The organism is Sporolactobacillus sp. PKPK-6 (assembly GCF_056678885.1).
In genome coordinates this window covers 2,034,535-2,055,829 of record NZ_JBWXPA010000001.1, presented here as the reverse complement: position 1 = coordinate 2,055,829, position 21,295 = coordinate 2,034,535, and the positions used below count along the sequence as shown (strand labels likewise).

The 21,295-nt window shown below is 44.9% G+C and carries 17 protein-coding genes, 1 tRNA gene and 1 riboswitch; of the genes, 6 read left to right on the top strand and 12 right to left on the bottom strand.

Annotated elements, in window-relative coordinates; genetic code table 11:
* The first annotated feature begins 323 nt into the window (after positions 1 to 323).
* From rpiA to AC1MBV_RS10060, 4 genes are all read left to right on the top strand, one after another.
* Positions 324 to 1,028, top strand: a complete 705-nt coding sequence (gene rpiA / locus AC1MBV_RS10075; RefSeq protein WP_255747851.1) for a ribose 5-phosphate isomerase A — start codon at positions 324 to 326, stop codon at positions 1,026 to 1,028.
* On the top strand, positions 1,028 to 1,996 hold the full coding sequence (locus AC1MBV_RS10070) for a Gfo/Idh/MocA family protein (protein ID WP_480948180.1): 969 nt from the start codon (positions 1,028 to 1,030) through the stop codon (positions 1,994 to 1,996). Before rpiA ends, AC1MBV_RS10070 begins: the two co-directional genes overlap by 1 nt.
* Positions 1,997 to 2,130: 134 nt before the next feature.
* On the top strand, positions 2,131 to 3,627 hold the full coding sequence (locus AC1MBV_RS10065) for an aldehyde dehydrogenase family protein (protein WP_255747854.1): 1,497 nt from the start codon (positions 2,131 to 2,133) through the stop codon (positions 3,625 to 3,627).
* Between the two features lie 142 nt (positions 3,628 to 3,769).
* Positions 3,770 to 3,874: riboswitch (SAM riboswitch) on the top strand.
* Between the two features lie 122 nt (positions 3,875 to 3,996).
* The gene (locus tag AC1MBV_RS10060) at positions 3,997 to 5,301 is read left to right on the top strand and encodes an O-acetylhomoserine aminocarboxypropyltransferase/cysteine synthase family protein (RefSeq protein WP_480948179.1); all 1,305 of its coding nucleotides are present in this window, start codon (positions 3,997 to 3,999) and stop codon (positions 5,299 to 5,301) included.
* Positions 5,302 to 5,387: 86 nt separating this feature from the next.
* Here the strand turns inward: AC1MBV_RS10060 and AC1MBV_RS10055 are convergent, their stop codons facing one another.
* From AC1MBV_RS10055 to AC1MBV_RS10015, 9 genes are all read right to left on the bottom strand, one after another.
* Entirely contained in the window at positions 5,388 to 6,590 is a 1,203-nt protein-coding gene (locus AC1MBV_RS10055; protein ID WP_255747856.1) for an NAD(P)/FAD-dependent oxidoreductase, read from the bottom strand.
* Between the two features lie 171 nt (positions 6,591 to 6,761).
* A tRNA-Glu gene (locus tag AC1MBV_RS10050) sits at positions 6,762 to 6,833 on the bottom strand.
* 93 nt (positions 6,834 to 6,926) lie between these two features.
* On the bottom strand, positions 6,927 to 7,598 hold the full coding sequence (gene deoC, locus AC1MBV_RS10045) for a deoxyribose-phosphate aldolase (protein WP_255747857.1): 672 nt from the start codon (positions 7,596 to 7,598) through the stop codon (positions 6,927 to 6,929).
* Between the two features lie 14 nt (positions 7,599 to 7,612).
* Entirely contained in the window at positions 7,613 to 8,911 is a 1,299-nt protein-coding gene (locus tag AC1MBV_RS10040) for a pyrimidine-nucleoside phosphorylase (protein ID WP_480948178.1), read from the bottom strand.
* Between the two features lie 16 nt (positions 8,912 to 8,927).
* Complete coding sequence (locus AC1MBV_RS10035) at positions 8,928 to 10,121, bottom strand: phosphopentomutase (protein WP_480948177.1); 1,194 nt, start codon at positions 10,119 to 10,121, stop codon at positions 8,928 to 8,930.
* Positions 10,122 to 10,316: 195 nt separating this feature from the next.
* Complete coding sequence (locus AC1MBV_RS10030) at positions 10,317 to 11,342, bottom strand: ketopantoate reductase family protein (RefSeq protein ID WP_255747863.1); 1,026 nt, start codon at positions 11,340 to 11,342, stop codon at positions 10,317 to 10,319.
* Positions 11,343 to 12,220: 878 nt separating this feature from the next.
* Positions 12,221 to 13,105 carry a glycine betaine ABC transporter substrate-binding protein gene (locus tag AC1MBV_RS10025; RefSeq protein ID WP_304654813.1) on the bottom strand — a complete coding sequence of 295 codons (885 nt, stop codon included), beginning with the start codon at positions 13,103 to 13,105 and terminating at the stop codon, positions 12,221 to 12,223.
* A gap of 1 nt (position 13,106) precedes the next feature.
* Positions 13,107 to 13,955 (bottom strand): ABC transporter permease, encoded by an 849-nt coding sequence (locus AC1MBV_RS10020; protein WP_255747865.1) that lies wholly within the window; start codon positions 13,953 to 13,955, stop codon positions 13,107 to 13,109.
* On the bottom strand, positions 13,952 to 15,157 hold the full coding sequence (locus AC1MBV_RS10015) for a quaternary amine ABC transporter ATP-binding protein (protein ID WP_255747867.1): 1,206 nt from the start codon (positions 15,155 to 15,157) through the stop codon (positions 13,952 to 13,954). The genes AC1MBV_RS10020 and AC1MBV_RS10015 overlap by 4 nt, the downstream gene beginning before the upstream one ends.
* A 320-nt stretch (positions 15,158 to 15,477) precedes the next feature.
* Here AC1MBV_RS10015 and AC1MBV_RS10010 point away from each other — a divergent pair, with 320 nt between their 5' ends.
* Entirely contained in the window at positions 15,478 to 16,068 is a 591-nt protein-coding gene (locus AC1MBV_RS10010; protein ID WP_480948176.1) for a GbsR/MarR family transcriptional regulator, read from the top strand.
* A gap of 182 nt (positions 16,069 to 16,250) precedes the next feature.
* Here the strand turns inward: AC1MBV_RS10010 and AC1MBV_RS10005 are convergent, their stop codons facing one another.
* Together AC1MBV_RS10005 and AC1MBV_RS10000 are read right to left on the bottom strand one after the other, a co-directional pair.
* Positions 16,251 to 17,276, bottom strand: a complete 1,026-nt coding sequence (locus tag AC1MBV_RS10005) for an NAD(P)-dependent oxidoreductase (RefSeq protein ID WP_255747871.1) — start codon at positions 17,274 to 17,276, stop codon at positions 16,251 to 16,253.
* 500 nt (positions 17,277 to 17,776) lie between these two features.
* The gene (locus AC1MBV_RS10000; protein ID WP_255747873.1) at positions 17,777 to 18,550 is read right to left on the bottom strand and encodes an outer membrane protein assembly factor BamD; all 774 of its coding nucleotides are present in this window, start codon (positions 18,548 to 18,550) and stop codon (positions 17,777 to 17,779) included.
* A gap of 181 nt (positions 18,551 to 18,731) precedes the next feature.
* Here AC1MBV_RS10000 and AC1MBV_RS09995 point away from each other — a divergent pair, with 181 nt between their 5' ends.
* Positions 18,732 to 19,631, top strand: a complete 900-nt coding sequence (locus tag AC1MBV_RS09995; protein ID WP_255747943.1) for an SDR family oxidoreductase — start codon at positions 18,732 to 18,734, stop codon at positions 19,629 to 19,631.
* Between the two features lie 271 nt (positions 19,632 to 19,902).
* Here AC1MBV_RS09995 and AC1MBV_RS09990 read toward each other — a convergent pair whose 3' ends face one another.
* Entirely contained in the window at positions 19,903 to 21,087 is a 1,185-nt protein-coding gene (locus AC1MBV_RS09990) for a pyridoxal phosphate-dependent aminotransferase (RefSeq protein ID WP_255747875.1), read from the bottom strand.
* Positions 21,088 to 21,295 lie beyond the last annotated feature (208 nt).

Sequence of the window (21,295 nt, the reverse complement as noted above, 5' to 3'; positions counted from 1 at the left end):
CTCCTGCTACGTATATCCTTGCTCGTTTCATCAAGCCGGATTTGTTTGTCTCCCGTTGCCTATTTTTATATCCGAGTAATTGAATATGTTTTAACGGAATTTCATTCTAACATTTTTCCGAAAAACAAACAACACAATTAAAATATGCTTCATTAAAGGTCTTTTATTCACTTCTGGTTGTCAGATCAAATCAGCACAATAATTTTTTCACTATTCTGCTTCTGCCGAGGACTATTGTTTGAACAGTACATTTAAGCATGGTATACTTAAGCCATTAAATAGCACATATTCTTTATATTCGCACATATGTGCGATCGGTGGTGATGAAAACGAGCGCTTTTGATATTAAGAAAGAATGTGCCAAAGAAGCTTTGGCGATCATTCCCAATCATTCGATCATTGGCTTAGGCGGAGGCAGTACGATCAGTCATCTGATTCATTTTATTAAAGAAAAAGATAATTTTGAGGTGCAAGTTGTCACGCCCTCAATGCAAACAAAGCTACTCTGCTTAGAGAATGGTCTGCAGGTACTCCATACAGAGTGCGTCGATCATATTGATTTGGCCTTTGACGGATGCGACCAAGTTGACCAGCAGCTTTTTGCCCTAAAAAGCGGCGGAGGGATTCATGCATTAGAGAAACTCATCGGTTCAATGGCTGATGAGTACATCCTTCTCGTTGATGAATCCAAATACGCACAGACATTAACCTTCGAAAAGCCAGTTGTCCTAGAACTTCTGACCGAGGCTATGGCCTACGTACGCAGCAAGGTTGAACAATTAGGTGGAAGACCGGAGATGCGCCGCAGTGCGGCAAAGGATGGATTCACGATCTCCGATAACGGCCATCTTTTAATGGATGTCTATTTTGATCAGGTTAGTGATATTCGAAAACTGGACGACGATTTACAAGCTATCCGCGGCGTCATTGATACATCTCTTTTCGTCGATGTTGCAACAAAGGCATTGATCGCCGGCGAAAACGGCATGCGCTGGCTAAGCAAGACATCTCGTGAGGTGAACCATTAATGAGTGATCGAAAATGGGCGATCATCGGTCCCGGAGCCATTGCTGCTGAATTTGCGCAGACGCTGCATGCGAGCGGCCGCAAAATATATGGGGTCGGTTCGCGAAGCTTGGAACGTGCCCAAGCCTTTGCCGACAAGAATCATATTGAGAAAGCTTACGGAAGTTACGATGAACTTTTAAGTGACCCTGCCATTGACATCGTTTACCTTTCAACACCTCATTCCAATCATTACAGCTACCTGCTTAAGTGTTTGGAATCAGGCAAACACGTCCTATGCGAAAAGGCAATTACAGTCAGCAGCAGGCAACTGGATCCTGTCATTCGTTACGCAAAGCAAAAGAATTTGATTGTTGCCGAGGCAATGACGATTTATCACATGCCACTTTATCAAAAGCTGAAGGAAGTCGTCGAGAGCGGAGCCATTGGCGAAGTCAAAATGGTGAACGTTACCTTCGGCAGCCTAAAACCATATGACGTAAACAATCGTTTCTTCAATATGAATCTCGCAGGAGGCGCACTTCTTGATATTGGTGCATACGCCCTGTCCTTTGCGCGTTTCTTTCTCAGCAGCCAGCCTAATGAAATCTTGACCACAGTCAAACAATTCGAGACCGGTGCCGATGAACAATCCGGCATTATTTTAAAAAATCCGGATGACCAAATGGCTGTTGTTACACTCACGATGAGAGCGAAATTGCCGAAACGGGGAATTGTCACCGGAGATAAAGCTTATATAACTGTGGACAATTTTCCGCGAGCTGATCAAGCGACCATTACCTATCCGGATGGTCGCACGGAAACACTTAAAGCCGGAAGCACTGATCAGGCAATGGTTTATGAATACGATTACATGAATGCTGCAGTAAACCGAGAAATTGATGAACAAACACTTCCGCTGACCGACAGTGTGATGAAAATTATGACCAACGTGCGTGATCAATGGGGCATCCGCTATCCATTTGAGTAACAGTCGCATCCGTTACAATTAGCATTTTGCATTTGTTTTAAAAATAGAGAGCGTTTTCTTTTTATTTTTTGAAACTCTGCATTACAATAGACATGTGATATTAATTACACTAAATTTTGAAGGGAAGATGTGCAATGAGTATTAAAGACACAGTCCTGGAACACGCAGTAGATACTGAATACAAACTATATATCGGCGGTAAATGGGTTGAAGGCTCTGAAGGTAAAAAAATAGCAAGCTACAATCCTAGCACCGGTGAAAAGCTGACTGAATTCACTGACGCGAGTCATGCCGATGTAGACGCAGCTGTGGAAGCAGCTACAAAAGCATTTGACACATGGAAGGATGTCAGCGTTCAAGAGAAAAGTACTCTGTTGCTTAAGATCGCTGATTTAATTGATGAAAACGCTGATCACCTGGCACTTGTTGAAACATTAGATAACGGCAAACCGCTTCGTGAAACAAAGGGAATTGACGTTCCGGCAAGTTCAGATCACTTCCGCTATTTTGCCGGTGTTATCCGTTCCGAAGAAGGCACGGCTAACGCACTTGACGAAAATACATTGACCATCAATCTAAAGGAACCTATTGGTGTCGTTGGGCAAATTGTTCCTTGGAACTTCCCATTGCTGATGGCCGCTTGGAAGATTGCTCCTGCAATTGCAGCAGGAAACACGGTTGTCATTCACCCATCTTCTTCAACATCACTGAGTCTGCTCGAATTGGCTAAAATTTTCGATCAGGCACTCCCAGCAGGAGTCGTGAATGTTATTACCGGACGCGGCTCTGATTCCGGCGATTATATGCTGCATCATCCCGGCTTTGCAAAGCTTGCGTTCACCGGCTCAACCCAAATCGGTTATGAAGTTGCCGCGGCAGCTGCAAAGCGCTTGATTCCGGCAACCCTTGAACTCGGCGGCAAATCGGCCAACATTTTCTTTGATGACGCTCCATGGGAACGTGCCATTGAAGGCGCACAGCTCGGCATTCTATTCAATCAAGGCCAAGTATGCTGTGCAGGTTCACGAATCTTCGTTCAAGAAGGCATCTATGATAAATTCGTTAGCGCACTAAAAGATGCATTCGAGAAAGTTAATGTCGGTTTGCCTTGGGAAGACGGCGTTCAAATGGGTGCTCAAGTCAACAAACGGCAACTGGAAAAGATCTTGGAATATGTTAAGATCGGCCAGGATGAAGGCGCAAAGCTTGTGACCGGCGGATGCCAGCTGACGGACAACAACCTCGATAAAGGTGTCTTCATGGCCCCAACGCTTCTTGCAGACGCAAATAACGACATGCGAATCGCTCAGGAAGAAATCTTCGGACCGGTTGCAACGGTTATCAAATTTAAAGATGCAGATGAAGCAATTAAACTCGCAAACCAATCGGATTACGGTCTTGGCGGTGCGGTATGGACACAAGATATCAACAAGGCACTCCGTGTCGCTCGCAGCGTACGTACCGGTCGTATGTGGGTCAACACCTACAACCAGCTTCCTGCAGGTGCTCCATTCGGCGGCTACAAGAAATCCGGTATCGGCCGTGAAACGTATAAGAGTATTCTTGATGCTTATACGCAAACGAAGAATATCTACATCAGCACAAAAGAAACAGTTGACGGTCTCTATTAATCAGGTCTGTCATTCTATCAGAAAGAGACGAATGCTTCACGCATTCGCCTTTTTCTTTATTTTTGATTAAACATATCAAATTACTTGTATTTATTGCTTGACAAATAAAACACAGCACGATAAACTGTACACAATTAAATAAATCTTATCAAGAGTGGCGGAGGGACTGGCCCGACGAAGCCCGACAACCAGCACGTTTGATGTGTATGGTGTTAATTCCAGCAGATTAAATTCTGGCAGATAAGAAAAGAACCGGCGAATAAGGCCGCTTCCCTATCTACTCTGCGGGAAGCGGTCTTTTAATCTGCGCACCCTTTTTTCTAAGATTTTATTTAATGTAAAACTTAAAGAACATAGGGAGAGATGAACATGGCAGAGGAAAGAAAATATGGTTTTGAGACTTTGCAGGTACACGCAGGTCAAGTGCCTGATCCTGCAACAGGTGCACGTGCCGTACCAATCTATCAGACTACTTCATTTGTATTCAAGGATGCAGACGAAGCAGCAGACTTCTTTCAATTGAAAAGGCCGGGCAATGTGTATGCACGCATTATGAACCCAACTGAAGATGTCTTTGAACAGCGCGTTGCTCAGCTTGAAGGCGGATCCGCAGCTCTTGCCACCTCTTCAGGACTTGCGGCGATTACGTACGCCATTTTGAATGTTGCAAATGCCGGTGATCATATTGTTGCTGCCTCTACCTTGTACGGTGGTACGTATGAATTGTTCAATGTCACTTTGAAAAAACTCGGTATTGATGTCACATTCGTTGATCCGGATGATCCGGAAAATTTCCGCGCAGCAATCCGTGATAATACAAAAGCACTCTACGGTGAAACGATTGGTAACCCGAAAATCAATATTCTCGATATCGAAGCCGTTGCCAATATCGCACACGAAAATAAAATTCCTCTCATTGTTGACAACACCTTCGGAACACCTTACCTCGTTCGTCCAATCGAATTCGACGCAGATGTCGTTGTCCATTCTGCTACGAAATTTATTGGTGGCCACGGAACTGCTATCGGAGGCATTCTCGTTGACGGAGGAAAATTTGACTGGCGGGCAAGTGGCAAATTCCCTGATTTCACGACACCGGACAAAAACTACGGCGGCTTGGTCTATGCTGATCTCGCACCTGCTTCATTCGCTGCAAAAGCACGTGTTCAGCTGCTGCGCAACACAGGCGCAACAGTCAGCCCGCAGAATGCATTCCTGTTCCTGCAAGGCTTGGAATCTCTTTCCCTGCGTGTGGAACGCCATGTTCAAAATGCACGCAAAGTTGCTGAGTTTTTAAACAATCATCCGAAAATCACATGGGTAAACTATCCTGAACTTGATGGCAACCCATACAAAGAACTGTCAAAAAAATACTTTCCAAAAGGTCCCGGATCCATTTTCACATTTGGCGTGAAAGGCGGACTACAAGCGGGTAAGACATTAATCAACAATGTAAAGCTGTTCTCATTGCTCGCCAATGTGGCCGATGCAAAATCGCTGATCATTCATCCGGCAAGCACGACACATGCTGAATTGACTGCGGAAGAACAGGCCTTTACCGGTGTAACACCCGAACTGATTCGTGTATCCATTGGTATCGAAAGCGTTGACGACATCATCTATGATCTGGAACAGGCATTGGCAAAAGTTCCGGACGCGGTCGCAGCTAAATAATAGAATAGACAAAGAGTAAAGCTATCGGGGGTTATTAACTAGAAGGAGCCTGCAAATGATTTAGTTTGCAGGCTCCTTATTATTTTTTATTTGTTCAGGCTGAATCTCCCTTTTTTTATCATGGTTTCAACACCGCCGATTTTTGCCAGCGATCGGTTTTCAATCACTTTTTTCATAATGGATGCCGGTCGGCCTTTGAGATTTCTGCCCATAATTTCTCCGACCGCATCATTGCGGCCAAGCGAACACACGGTGCCCATAAATTTAAAGACAAACGGCTTTGTCGACGCTTCCTCAATCCTTGCATTCAAGTTATATGCCGCACAATCCGCTTGCTGCATCGCAATTTGCGCGGTGGTCGGATAGGGACGACCATCTTCCGGATTAATGACAGCTGAACAATCGCCTATAATCAGAATTTCCGGATGATCAGGAACAGATAAGTCATCGTTAACAATCACGCGACCGCGGCGCTGCGCAAATCCCGATGCACTGACAACAGAACTTCCGCTGACTCCCCCGGTCCAAACAAATGTACCGGCCTGAAGCGTTTTGATTTGATCACCTGATTTGTAATAGATCCGTTCAGCATCAATACCGCTGACCCTGCCGATTATAAATTCAACACCGTTCTCGCTCAGCTTATGCGCGCCGTATTCCGCCAATTTTCGATTGAACATCGGAAGCGCATGAGGCGTTGGTTCAATACACAGGATACGTACTAAACTCCGATCCACTTGGAACTGTTCAATAAGTTTCGGAATGCGATGAGTCAGTTCTCCTAAAAATTCAAAACTTGTAAACCCTGCACCGCCGACTGCAATCACCAAATGCTCCGGACGGTGATCATTACTCCATTTTTCAAACTGATTTTCAATATGATCTTTTATTTTCGTTACAGAAGGAATATCTGCGATGGACAGACCATAGCGATTCATGCCTTTGATACCGAAATATTCCGGTTCAAAACCCAATCCAATCAGCAAATAGTCATAGGAAACAGGATCATGATCCTTCAGGAAGACCTGTCTTGCTTCCTTGTCCACATGCAGGACAGTACCCTGAATAAATGTTGTCTGCTTCTGATCAATAACAAGATTAAGTGAATAGCAAATTTCATCTGAATTCGATGTCCCGGCTGCAACCTCATGAAGTGAAGTCGTTTCACAATGGTAATTGTTCTTATCAATAAGAATAAGGTCTGCATTTGGTTTCATTTTTTGCAATTTCTTTAATGTGCGCAATCCTCCATAACCTGCTCCAAGAATGACAATTCGTTTTTTAGCCAAAATCATCACGTCCTTTCATTATTTTTTTATATGCTCAAAAATTACTCATTGCATCGTCACATTCTGTTCACATTTTCCTTCTTTATTGTAGCTCAATATGTAAACGCTTACAATAACGAAAGTAAAAATAAATGCCATCCGTCTTAACCGGATGGCTGCTTTTCGTTTATAGAGGGCGTACGGGAATTGAACCCGCGATCATGGAATGAGAATCCATTGGCTTAACCACTTGCCCAACGCCCTATAATCATCGTGCAACAGTTGAACGGGAACAATCCCACTCATTCGGCACGACAAAAAGTATACCACACTATACACAATTAATTCAAGTCTTTATTAAAGCGTATTCCCGTTTCCGTTTGCCTCAGCAATGATTTTAACCCCTGAGCTTGCACCAATCCGAGAAGCACCAGCAGCGATCATTGCTTCGGCATCTGCTTTCGAATGAATGCCGCCTGCCGCTTTGACGCCGACATTTTCACCCACCGTCTGACGCATGAGCGCAACATCTTCAACGGTTGCACCTCCGGTAGAAAATCCGGTTGATGTCTTCACATAATCCGCTCCCGCCTGAACAGCTAACTGACAAGCACGTGCCTTCTCATCATCGGTTAACAAACAGGCTTCGATGATTACTTTAACAAGCGCCTGTTTTTCGGCCGCTTGCACAACGGCATGAATGTCTGCCTGAACTTTTTCTTCTTTTCCGCTTTTCAAAGCGCCGATATTAATGACCATGTCTACTTCCTCAGCGCCTTTGGCGATCGCATCCCTTGTTTCAAATGCCTTTGCTTCGCTTGTTGCCGCTCCGAGCGGGAAACCGATAACCGTACATACCTTCACTTCAGAGTCTTTGAGTTGTTCTGCGGCGAGCGGAACCCAGCATGGGTTCACGCATACGGAGGCAAAATCGAATTTTTTTGCCTCCTCAGTCAGCTTCAGGATATCCTTCTCCGTTGCATCTGCTTTTAGTGCTGTATGATCAATATATTTTGCGAGCTGATTCATGTCTGTCTCTCCTTTTAGTGAATGATTCTGTGGATGAGCGCCGGCTTGTCTGCATGGCCGGCAATGGTTATATTTTGATTCAGTTTCTCTATAACTTGGTCGATACGCTTAGAATCCGAGTGAATGGTGAGCAGAGTTTCTCCCTCGGTCACAGAGTCGCCAACCTTTTTGTGCAGAACAATGCCTGTTGCATGGTTGATGGTATCTTCCTTCGTCGCTCTTCCGGCACCAAGCAGCATGGCCGCAAGACCGATCTGGTCCGCCTTCATTTCAGCGACCACCCCGGATGATTGGGCGGGAAGCCGGATCTGATATTCGGCCTTCGGCAATCGCTCCGGATAATCAGCGATGCTCGGATCCCCACCTTGATTTTTAATAAATTGTTTAAATTTATCAAATGCCTTGCCCTGTTCCAGCGCTTGTTCAAGCAGCTGTTTTGCTTCATCCGGATGCGATGCCTTGCCGGCAAACAGAACCATTCGGCTGCCTAGCTCAAGCACAAGCTCGCGCAAGTCACTGGGACCATGTCCTTGCAGCGTATCGATGGCTTCTTTCACTTCAAGCGCGTTGCCAATTGCAAAGCCTAGCGGCTGATCCATATCCGTAATCACAGCCGCCGTCCTTCTGCCAACATGCTTGCCGATCTGTACCATCGTTTCCGCAAGGCGGACGGCATCTCCCTCGCTTTTCATAAAAGCTCCGGAACCGCACGTCACTTCTAGAACGATCGCATCGGCACCTGCCGCGATTTTTTTGCTCATGATTGAGCTCGCAATCAGCGGAATGGATTCAACCGACCCGCTGACATCACGTAATGCATAAAGCTTCTTATCTGCCGGAACAAGGTCGCCGGTTTGACCAATAATCGCAATATGGTCACGGTTCACATGCATGACAAACTGCTCACCGCTCATCTCAACAGAAAAACCGGAGATCGATTCCAGCTTATCAATGGTTCCGCCGGTAAAGCCCAAACCGCGTCCGCTCATCTTGGCCACAGGAACTCCGACTGCGGCGACAAGCGGCGCCAGAACCAGCGTGGTTGTGTCGCCAACACCACCGGTCGAGTGTTTATCGACTTTTATTCCGGTAATCGCTGACAGATCTACAGTTTCTCCCGAGTCAACCATTGCCCGTGTCAGTTCAGCAATTTCCTGGTCGGTCATATCCTTGAAATAAATAGCCATAGCCAGCGCACTCGCCTGATAATCAGGAATGCTGCCATTGACATAACCATCGATAAAAAAACGGATTTCTTCCGGGGACAGCGCAAATCCGTCCCGCTTTTTCGTAATGATGTCGACCATTCTCATTCCGCTCACCCCGGATTCATTTTAGATCATTTAAAAAGCTTGCTCCTACTTTTGGTTTCTCCGTATTAAAGTTATCAGCGATTGTTGCGCCAAGATCCGCAAAGGTTTTGCGAACCGGGAGTGCCTTGCCTGCTGCGAAGGAAGGTGAGTACACCAACAGCGGAACGAACTCGCGTGTATGGTCTGTTCCTCGGAACCCGGGATCGTTGCCATGATCTGCGGTGATCATAAGCAGATCGTCATCTTTCAATTTATCAAGTGCCTGGCCAAGCTGCCGATCAAAGGTTTCGAGTGCTTTGCCAAAGAGCACCGGTTCGCGGCGATGACCATATTTCGCGTCAAAGTCGACAAGGTTGGTAAAGCTTAGGCCATGAAAATCTTGATCTAAAAGAGCAATGAACCGTTCCATGCCGTCCTCGTTGCTGACCGTATGCCAGCCATCCTTAATTCCTTTTCCACTGAAAATATCATTGATTTTGCCAATTGCTAATGTATCAATACCTGCATCCTGCAAGAGATTAAGCACAGTTTTTTCCGGCGGTACGAGTGTGAGGTCGCGTCGATTAGCCGTACGCTCAAAATTATCGGCATTATCGCCAACATAAGGGCGAGCGATCACGCGTCCGAGATGATATGGCTCAGGAATCGTCAGTTCACGTGCATATTCACAAATTTTGTACAGTTCATCAAGCGGTATGATTCCTTCATGAGCGGCAATCTGCAGCACGGAATCACCGGAAGTATACACGATCAGTTCTCCCGTCTTCATCTGGCGCTCACCGAGTTTTTTGAGAATCTCCGTACCGCTCGCCGGTTTGTTCCAGATCACCTTTCGGCCGCTGAATGCTTCAATTTTATGAATCAGTTCATCGGGAAATCCGTTTGGAAAGGTATGAAGCGGTGTACGCACGGGAAGACCCATCATTTCCCAATGCCCGTCCATACTGTCTTTCCCAGCTGAAATTTCGTGCATCTTCGTATAATAGGCCAGCGGTTTTTCCTGAACCTGCACACCTTGAATGGGTTGTTCGGGCCGAATATTAGCTAAGCCTAACTTTTCCAAATTCGGAACAGCTAAACCGTTCATCGCCGCTGCCGTATGTCCGATTGTATCGCAGCCCTCATCATTATACTTTGCTGCATCGGTTGCTTCGCCAATGCCCACCGAATCGAGCACAATTATATGAACACGCTTAAATTTTTCAGTCATTTTATCCTCCTATGAAATCAAGTGATTGTTCCGCTCATTTTTATACGCACAAAATCTATAGTCCATTTTACCCCAACTGATAAAAAGCCGCAAAAAACTCCGGCGCATGCACAAAATAGCATCATATCCCGGAGTTTTTATCTTATATTTATAATTTATCGATGCAAAGAATCAAGAAATGGATCAGATTTTTAATTATTCTTCGTTATATTTTCTCGATTCTTCTTTCAGATGCACAAGGTCAACGAGTATTGAGTGGTACGGAGCCTCCAGTCCGTTCTTCTCAGCAAGACGGACAATGGCGCCGTTGATGTAATCAACCTCTGTAGGACGGTTCGTACTCATATCCTGATGCATTGAAGGATAGTGCAGCGGATTGCTGACTTCGGAAACGTACATGACTTGATCGACAAGTTCATCACGAGAGACTTCCAGTTCAAACCCTTCCGCGTCAATTGCATCATAAGCTTCATAGATCAGCTTGCGTGACATTTCCTTTGCATTCTTATAAGCCGCAAATTGACCCATCTTCATATTCATGAGTGTACATAACGTGTTGACAACAGAGTTGAACACGAGCTTCGTCCAAACAGTACCCATATAATCCTTCTGAACAGTCGGGTGCATCAGTGCCTTTTCCATTTCATCAGCGACTTTATAAATAAAGTCATTAGGTTCACCCGCTACGCGGACGATATGCACATGACCTGCGCCACGCTTACCGATAAAGTCGACTTTTCCAGGCCCTTTCATGACGGTTGCAATCATTGCGGTACCTGCGATAATACGCTCACGAGGAACAAACTGAGCAATGTATTCAGCGCCGCCGAAGCCGTTTTGATTAGTCATGACATAGGTGTTCTTGCCGATGAAATGCTTACACCTTTCCATCGTCTCAACCGTATGCATGTCTTTAACAAACACAATCGCAAGGTCAGGTTCTTCATGATAGTCTTCAGGATAGCTGCAAGAGACTTCAGCAAACCGTTCATCCTTACCGTCACGCCATACGTGGACACCGCCGTTTTTTTTGATCTCTTCAACGTTTGGTTCCCACGTGTCTACAAAATGAACGTCATTCCCTGCTTCCTGCAGCAGCACCCCATATCTCAGACCCATAGCTCCTGCTCCGATAACAACAATCTTCATCCTTCTCGTCTCCTTTTTCTGTACATCTGTCTCATTCTTTGTCTTCCATGCCTTTTTTCTGATACGCAGCATGCTCGCTTCTCACCTAAACGAAAAGCCCCATCCAGATGATTCTGAATGGGGCCAGCTCCGGTCCCGATCAGAACGAAGAGGACTCGAAGCACATACGATCGATTGAACGATTGATGCACCTGAGTCCTAGCTAATCAAAATGACGACTACTTCGTACGCTTTTGAACGGAACATTATATTTACCTTCTTGGAAGACTTTTTTTTAGTGAGTGATGTCAGTTTACACGATCAATTTATCAGTGTCAATAGAATGTTGCGAATATTTATATTAGACACAGTAGAATTAATATTTTGTTCACATCTGGCAAAACAACTATGCGCGTATAAGAAAAACCGAGTAAAAAGCGCCCGGTCCTTAATCTCCAGTCATGTGTGATTGGTTTGTGTCTTTACAGTGTTGAATCATCGCTTCGGTTGCTCGCATCAACAGAGCACGACCGCGGGCGCACCGCGAGCCTCCTCAGACAAGCAGAAATCTGCGGGGTCTCGCTGGCACCTGATCCCGCAGGCGTCTCGCACCTCCGCTTTGATTCTCGGTCAAGACACTGGTTTATTCGTTTAAATATGGGGTAAAATCTTATACTTTCTTTACTTGTAAGAAAAACCGGACAAAAAGCGCCCGGTCCTTAAATCATGCCGGATTTTGATTACGCTCCGGTTGCTCGCATCAACTGAGCGCGACCGCGGGCAGTCCGGGAGCCTCCTCAAGCAAACTAATACCTGCGGGGTCTCCCCTGGCCTGCGATCAACAGAACCGCTCCGCAGGAGTCTCGCACCTGCGCATTTGGCTCACAACCTTTGGCTTTGGCGAAAATTATATGCTTTCTTTCCTTGTAAAAAAGACGCCTGCTCAAATACGAGCAGGCGCGTTTTTTGAATCAGTCTTTTAAGTCGTCAATTGAATCGATCTTTACATAGGACGGAACGACAAGTCCAAGCTTTGTACCTTTTAAATTAGGACCAAGATCGGTCACTTTATTTTTAAATTGTTTCATATAATCAGCGTGTGTGGAAGGAAGCCATGCAGCAACAATAGCATCATCGCTACCCTTTGCCAGTCCGGCCCACATTTGTCCGGCACCGAGCTGCTCAAGCGTTACGTTGTAACCAAGATCCTCAAGCACCGTTGCCACAACATTGGTACTGGCAATTTCAGAAGCCCACGCGACATAACCGAGCTTAATTGTTTTGCCGCTGACTTTGTCGGCACCTTTTGTCCATGCACTGACCTTGTCCTTATTATCCTTCACCCATTGCGCGGCCGCCTTTTTCGCGTCGGTACCGCCTTGAATCGACAGCATCACTTTTCCCATATCATCGGCAGTCCAAGAGAATTGATCCAGAACCTTAGTTGCATTCGGGTCTTTCTTTTCAAATCCCTTATGAACCACTGTATGAATGTTCTCCGCCGCTCCATAAGAGCCCTTTGGATCCTTCAGATACTTCAAATCATACTTTTGGAACATCCAATGCGGTGTCCAACCTGTGACCACGATGGGTTCTTTTTTCTTTATCGCCTTATCAAGTGCAGCAATCATCGTCGATTCCGAACCGGACTGTACGGTCCAATTGTTCAGCTTATAATCCTTAATCGCTGTATCGGTCAGCTTCATTAGGCCTGCACCCGGATCAATTCCAATAATCCTGTGATCGACTTGATTGCCGAACGAATCGGCATTTCCTGAACTCTGACTTTGGCATCCCGCCAGCGTCAAGGCAGCTAATAGAAACATACTCATAATAATACGGTTAATTTTCTTCAAGTTAGGATCCCCCCGTTTTTTTATTTCGTGTATTTTGTGAAATACGATCCAACATGATCGCAATGATAACGATCGCCAGACCCGCTTCAACACCAATATCTGTGCGCAACGATGTTACCGCAAGATAGACATCGGCACCGAGTCCCGGCGCACCAACCAGTGACGCAACGACAACCATTGACAGCGAAAGCATGATGCTTTGGTTAACACCGGCCATGACCGTCGGCGCTGCTATTGGAATCTGCACTTTAAAAAGTTTTTGCCAAGTTGTCGAACCAAATGCATCCGAAGCCTCGATTAGATCCGATGGAACCTGACGAATGCCTAGTCCAGTCATGCGAATTGTTGGCGGCATGGCGAAGACAATCGTCGCCACAACACCTGGAGGCATGCCGGTACCAAACAGAAAAATGGCCGGAATCAAGTAAACAAATGAAGGCATGGTCTGCATAAAATCAAGAATCGGCGTTGTAATGCGATGAAATGTCTTATTGATTCCAGCTAGAATTCCAAGCGGAAATCCAATTACGATCGACAACACAACTGAGGTTAAGACAAGTGCGAACGTCTGCATGGCGTGTGCCCAATAACCTAAATCATAAATTAAAACCAAACCGATCAATGTGAATAAAGCGACTCCGATACCGCGGCGCCAAAAAGCGATCGCCGCTAAAAGAAGAATAAAGACAACCGGCGTCATAAAAGCAAACAGCCAAACCAAACTATCGACAAAACTTTGTATTCCGGCAGCAATATAGCCAAAAAAGCCTTCAAAATGATTGGTAATAAATTGAACAAGCAAATCCGCCCAATGCCCGATCGGTATCTTTGGCATAAAAGTCTCACTCATGGGTTCTGCACCTCCGTTGTTCTCGTTAATGGTGTGTTCCCTGCGAGCGCATTAATGATTGCCCCGCGACGAACCAGCCCGAGCAGTCTGCCTTGTTCGTCGACAACAGCCAGCGGAAGCGGTGATTTTGAGATATCGTCAAACAAATCACTCAGATGTGTATCCACTTGTACCGATTGCACTTTTTTAATAATTTCGCCCAAAGGTGTCTCCGCCTTAATTGCTGCTGCCGCATCATCTGCATCAACCACTCCAAGCAGCTTTTTAGTACGATCAACCACGAAAATACTGGAGATGTCATTATCATTCATCAGCTGCAATGCAACACGTGCTCCGCGATTATTGCTGACAGCCTCAGCACGTGTCATAATATGACCTGCAGTAATAACCTTGCTCAGATCGACATCTTCAACGAAGTGCTCTACATAATCATTGGCAGGATTCATCAGTATTTCTTCAGGAGTGCCGATTTGAACAATTTGTCCGTCTTTCATCAACGCAATACGATCACCAATGCGCAACGCTTCATCTAAATCATGGGTTATGAACACGATCGTTTTTTTCATATCACTCTGCAAATCCAGCAATTGATCTTGCATTTCTCTGCGGATCAAAGGATCAAGCGCACTGAAAGCTTCGTCCATGAGCAGGATGTCTGTATCACTAGCTAGAGCACGTGCCAAACCAACACGCTGCCGCATCCCCCCGGATAACTGGTTCGGATAGCTGTCCTCGTATCCTTTAAGCCCGACACGTGTAAGTGAATAACGTGCACGTTCGATTTGCTCCTTTTTACCAACTCCTTGAATTTCAAGACCAAAGAACGTGTTCTCGAGAATGGTTCGATGCGGAAATAATGCGAATCCCTGAAAGACCATACTAATTTTTTTACGGCGTACCTCGCGTAGGTGCTCGACATTCATTTGCGTAATGTCTTCTCCATCGATCAGTATCGTTCCGGATGTCGGATTGATTAGACGGTTTAAGAGTCGAACCAATGTCGATTTTCCACTGCCTGACAAACCCATAATCACAAAAATTTCATTAGATTCCACGTGAAAGCTTGCTTCAGAAACACCGACATTCAAATCTGTCTTTTTCTTAATCTCTTTTTTGTTTAGCCCTTTTCTCAAAAGCTCCAAACCGCGTTTCGGGTTTTTTCCAAATATTTTTGTCGCTTGTTTCACTTCAATTTTTTTCATTGAAACACCTCGCTCGTTTCTTTTTATAAAAGCTCTTAAAAGCAAAAAAAATCAGAGCTTCCTCAGTTCCTCAAAGATCCATGCATCTATTTGTACTCGGTACGCCGCAAGGGCAGGCAGTGCACCGCAATCAGAACAGCCTTGATAACCCGCACCTTTTCATGTGATGCCTTCAGTACTATCATGTTAGCATAATCGTTTATACAGTTCAAACTGTACAAACAGATAAAACTCTGTATACTGAATAAATAGATGCTCAATGAATTCCTTCTTTTCAGAGAGAATAGCAAAAGGTACAATGAACTATAGTTAATTTTACAATGAAGTTGGTGAATGAAATGGAGCACTCTGAGATCGTTGATACTATAAGGGAACGCGTCATTGAGTCGGTGTCGCAGAATATGTATCTTTACGGTGTTTCGCCCTCTATTGGACGGTTGTACGGCACTTTGTTCTTTAACGGCAAACCCATGACTTTGGACGATATGAAAGAAGAATTAAAGATGAGTAAGACTAGTATGAGTACATCCGTTCGCACCCTTATGGAACTGAATATGGTTGAACGTGTCTGGAGAAAAGGCATTCGAAAGGATCTTTATGAAGCACAGGGTGACTGGTATCAGATCTTCACTGATTTTTTCTCAAATCAATGGCGAAAAGTGACTGCGATGAATACAAAAGCTGTACAACAATCCTTGAACGAACTAACCCAGCTTATGAGAAACCCTGAGCTGTCAGAAACCGAGCGCGAACTAATCCAGGCGGACATGGACAAGTACCGCTATATAATAGACTATTACAACTGGCTGAATCACCTTTTTGATTTCCTTGAAAGCGATGAATTGTTCCAAATTGTAAAGAAAAAAATGGACCAGGGAAAAAGCGAACCGCCTGCAGATCTTGGCAGCTAATCTCTATTTTCAAAGAATTTAGAAGAGGGTATCTCAGAGTCAAAGATAGACTTTCTGAGATACCCTCTTCTTGCTTGTGTACATACATAACGATCACCCTAATTGATGACACCGTCAACATGCGCGTTATTTCAAAAAAACAGCCCCGCTCATGAGCGGGGCTGCCTTATTGAAATCAATTATTATTTTGCAGCTGGTTGCGGAAGTTCAACTTCAGCGCGGCCGAGGCTTTCGCCTTTGACTGCAGCATTGAAGTTATCATAGCTTGTTGAAATCATGTTTGAAACGGCTACGTCCGTCATTGCAGCAACGTGAGGTGTGATCAATACCTTAGGATAGAGTTCAACCAATTCTTTGATCGTAGCATCTGGGAATTCAGTGCCGTCAGAGAAGTCTTTGCCGAAGAAACGTGCTTCGTCAGTCAATACATCGGCACCGAAGCCTTCGAGTTTACCACTCTTGATTGCTTTAACGACAGCAGCTTCGTCAACAATTTCGCCACGTGCAGTGTTGACCAGAATGGCGCCCTTTTTCATTTTGCCGATGAAGTCTTCGCCGACAAAGTTTTCGTTCTTGCCAGGGAAGTATGGAAGGTGCAGGCTGACAATATCAGATTCAGCAAGCAGTTCATCCAATTCCTTGAATTCAACCAATTTCTTAGCGAAGTCGCTTTGGAAAATATCGTAACCGAGCAATTTCGCGCCGAGACCTTTATACAATTCTGCTTCAACGCAGCCGATATGGCCTGTTCCGACAATACCAACAGTAACTTTATGAACTTCGTGGCTGAAATTCGTTTCCGTTACAGTAAAGTTCAGTTTCGAAGTGCGGGCAGTTGTATAAACTGTGTGGCGAAGAAGTGCTGTTCCAAGATAAACAGCCAGTTCTGCAATTGCGTTCGGTGAATAAGCAGGAACACGAGCAACTTTCAATCCAAGATCAGAAGCTGCTTGCAGGTCGATATGGTTAAAGCCGGCGGTACGTGTAAATACGTATTTGATGCCGTATTCACTGAATTTTTCAAGGTTTGCACGGTCTGCGAGACAGTTAACGAAAAGCAGTACGCCGTCGTGACCCTTTGCAAGATCACCGTTGTCGGCAGTCAGCAAGTCATTAACCAAAGTCAATTCATAACCGTATTTGTTCAATTCACTGTACAAATGTTCTTCGTAAGGTTCTACACCATACGCAATGATTTTAAAAGCCATGCTTAAACATCCTCCTAAAGAAAGTTTATTCTACACCCGATGTTTCTGAACAGCGGGAGTTGTAACCTGAACAGCTTGATTCGTGATTCCTTTCACAATAAAGAAAAAAGTTTTCTACCTACTCATCACATACTATTCCAAGAATCTTAGTTTAACCACTTTTATGTGAATGATTAGGAAATCTTATTTCACGTTAAAAGTATAACATTGCCTCGTTAATGTCACAATTAGAAAAAAATGATTTTTTTGTGAAAACTGCACTTGTTTATCTTTACCGGCTCATTTTCAATATCATCGTTACCTTAAGCTACCCCAAAAAGCATAGTTACAAACAATTGTATGCTTTAACCGACACAAGGTGCGGCGAATCGATTAAAATTTATTTTCAGCTTCCTTCCTTTATCCACCTTGAATTATTGCACGATTAAATAAAAGAACCCACAAGCAACGCTTATGGGTCAAAACAGTATGATCAATACCGATCAATTTTAAGAATTAATTCATTTAATTTCCTTGTACGTATTACTGAGCAGATCAAGCTGAGTGACCTTTCCCGAACTTTTATAGTATCTGAAAAATCCTGCGGACGGAGCAGTATTGGGATCCGCCGCACTGTCATTCGTATGGTTTTCGCGCAGCTCCATTGAATAATAAGCCCCATTGTCAGTCGTATCGACGTAAACTTCATCCGGCGTATAGCCTGCTGCCTTAATCACAGCCGCTTCCGCTTGCTTCTGCGTCACCGTTTCACCAGAACTATTTGAAGTATTGCTCGATGAACTGCCCGATGATGCAGAAGATGACGACGATGATGAACCATCTGTACTGCTCGACGAAGCAGCCGTCGAGCTGCTTTCTGACGAGGTTGACGATGAGCTCTGGGAAGCTTGACTCGATGAAGTTCCCTCAGCATTCTGTTGTTTTGCCGCCATCACTTTGTCTCTTAACTCCCTTGCATCTTTTCTCAATGCACCTGATCCATTTTTTTGAAGAATGACTGCATTTAATGACGTAATCGCTTGATCCGGATGATCCATCATTGACTTTGCAACCAGAAAATTATTGGTTTGAGCGGATAATATGGTTGCCTTTTGATCTTTTTTCTTATAGCTTAATGCCTTTTTAAAATAGCCTGCCGCAGCATCATAATCCTTTGAAACAAGAGCAGCCTGTCCTTTTTTCATTGCCTGATCATAGGCTTGATCTTCCTGATTGGCGCAGCCGCTCAGAACAAGGGCTACAATCATCGTTATAACTAACAGTGTCTTTTTCATGTCTGCCTCCAGCTCAAATGACGTTGTGTCTTCTATATAGTATCATTTTTCTCTCGTTATTTGACCTCTTTCTCTGATTATCGGCAGATTTCGGGAATTTATCAGCCGCTCAATAATAATAGGCACTTACCCCATTCATTTGCATATACTGTGTGAAATCAATAGGGAGATGATTTGAATGATGAAACCTGTCATTCCATATTATGGTTCAATGACTGATTGCAAAGAAGTCCCGATTACCTTTCCACCGCAGCATCAGGACCGGCAGCCCGGACTAGAATATCTCATGAATCCGCAGCCGATTTTTGACAATCCAAATTATATTGGTACTGGAAAATTAACAGGTAAAATTGCCATCATTACCGGAGGGGACAGCGGTATTGGTCGTGCCGCTGCCGTCGCTTTTGCAAAAGAAGGTGCCGATTTGGTTCTGGTTTACCTAAACGAAAATCAAGATGCAAAAACAGTTCAGGATGCGGTGCAAAAAATTGGTCGGAGATGCCTCCTTCTTCCAATTGATTTGCGTGAACGAAATGCCGGCGAACAAATTGTCACCCGAACACTGGAAACATATGGGCATATAAATATTTTAATTAACAATGCAGGTGTTCAGTTTCCCCAGCCTTCACTTGAGGCAATTACAGATCAGCAGCTTGAAACAACCTTTAATGTTAACATTGAATCGTTCTTTCGGCTCTCGCGAGCAGTTGTGCCGCATCTTCACAGCGGAGACAGTATTGTCAACACAACTTCCGTGCAAGCGAATATCGGAAGCAGCCAGTTAATTGACTATGCCTCGACAAAAGGCGCGATTGTCAGCTTTACACGGGCACTTGCCCACAATCTTGCCGACAAAGGCATTCGCGTGAACGCTGTCGCTCCGGGACCGATCTGGACTCCGCTTCAACCTGCTTCATGGTCGGCGGACGTCGTTAAGACTTTAGGCGCAGATACACCAATGAAACGTGCCGGTCAGCCCTACGAACTTGCACCTGTTTATGTTTTACTCGCTTCCGATGACGGATCCTATATTACCGGACAGACCATCCATGTGAACGGCGGACAGACGATGGCTTCATAACTTAATTTTCACCGCTGTTTTCTCTAGACAACAAAAAAACTCTCCCAGTGAACACTCAACACGCGTAAGAGAGTTTATTTTTTGATATCTTGCCTATCTTCTAGACACTACTCATTTGATGGACTTCAGCACCTTCCGTATGAGGTTGCTGAAGCTTCGTTAAACCAGCCCCCTACCTTCTCTTGATAAACGTTTAAGCTGTTCCATGTTCCACGATTATAACGTAGTTTAAGCATTGAAGGAACCGAACGCTCCATGCAAAGGCAATGAATTACTGATAATCCTTTGCCAGCTTTTCAAATGCAGCAAGCGAGCGTTCCACTTTTTCCGTTGGAATGCAATAAGCCATACGGAAGTAACCCGGGCAGCCGAAGCTGTCTGCCGGTACAAGAATCAAATCGTATTTTAATGCACGCTTGCAGAAGGCGACCGCATCCTCTTCCAAGGCCTTCGGAAAGATATAGAAGGTACCGCCCGGTTTCACGCATGAGAAGCCGAGCTTCGTAAGCCCTTCATAGAGAATGTTCATATTTGTTTCGTAAACCGACAGATCGGCAGTCATATCGAGCACTTCAGCAACTGCCAGCTGAATCAGCGAAGGCGGACAATTGTGGCCAATGCCGCGCGAGATTTGGCCGCACATGTTCACGATCAGCGCCGCATCCGGACCATTCGGATTGACGGCTACATAGCCAATGCGTTCTCCCGGTAGCGACAGTGATTTACTGAATGAATAGCAAGTGATTGTATGTGTATAGTATTTGGCCGTGTAAGGTGCATCCACATGCTCAAAAACAATTTCACGATAAGGCTCGTCCGAAATGATATAAATATCGTGACCGTATTCCTTTTCTTTCTGTGACAAAAAGGACGCGAGTTTCTTGATCGTTTCCGTCGAATAAACTGCTCCTGATGGATTGTTAGGTGTATTGATTAATACGGCAGAAACCTTCGGCGAGAGCATTTTTTCAAATGCTTCAAAGTTAACTTGCATTGTTTCCGTATCCGGCGGAACAACCTTCAAGACGGCACCAAGTCCATGCACGTAAGGTGTATATTCCGGGAAAAACGGTGCAAATGTGATCACTTCATCGCCTGAGGTCGCAACCGCACGCAATGCGTGAGCAAGCGCGCCTGCCGCGCCGGACGTCATGAAAATATGCTCTTTTTTGTAATTCAGGCCGAATCGTCGGGAAAGCGAAGCCGCGACCTTCTCACGAACAGAGGTGATCCCAAGACTCGGACTGTATCCATGGACAGCCATAGAATCCTTGCTTGATGCGAGTTCTACCAGCTTATCGGTAAATGCTTGAGGAACCGGTACCGACGGATTGCCTAAGCTATAATCAAAGACATTTTCATAACCTATTTGTTTCGCTCGTTCCGTGGCATATTCCGCAAGTTCACGAATCACCGACTTCTGACTGAGCATCTGCTTAAATTCTTCAGCAATCATGTATGAATCCCTCACTTTTTTACAGTAGCATTTCTATTGCGGCCGGCACAAAAGCCGTCTTACTCTTTACCCAGTACTGTTATTATACCGATCTTAACAGACGATTTCTATCAAATCCCAAGAAATAGTTTCGCAAATTGACGCGATAAAGCGTTCGGCATCATGTTTGAGGTTGTGCATCAGCGCCTTTTCCCGTATGTTTAACTTA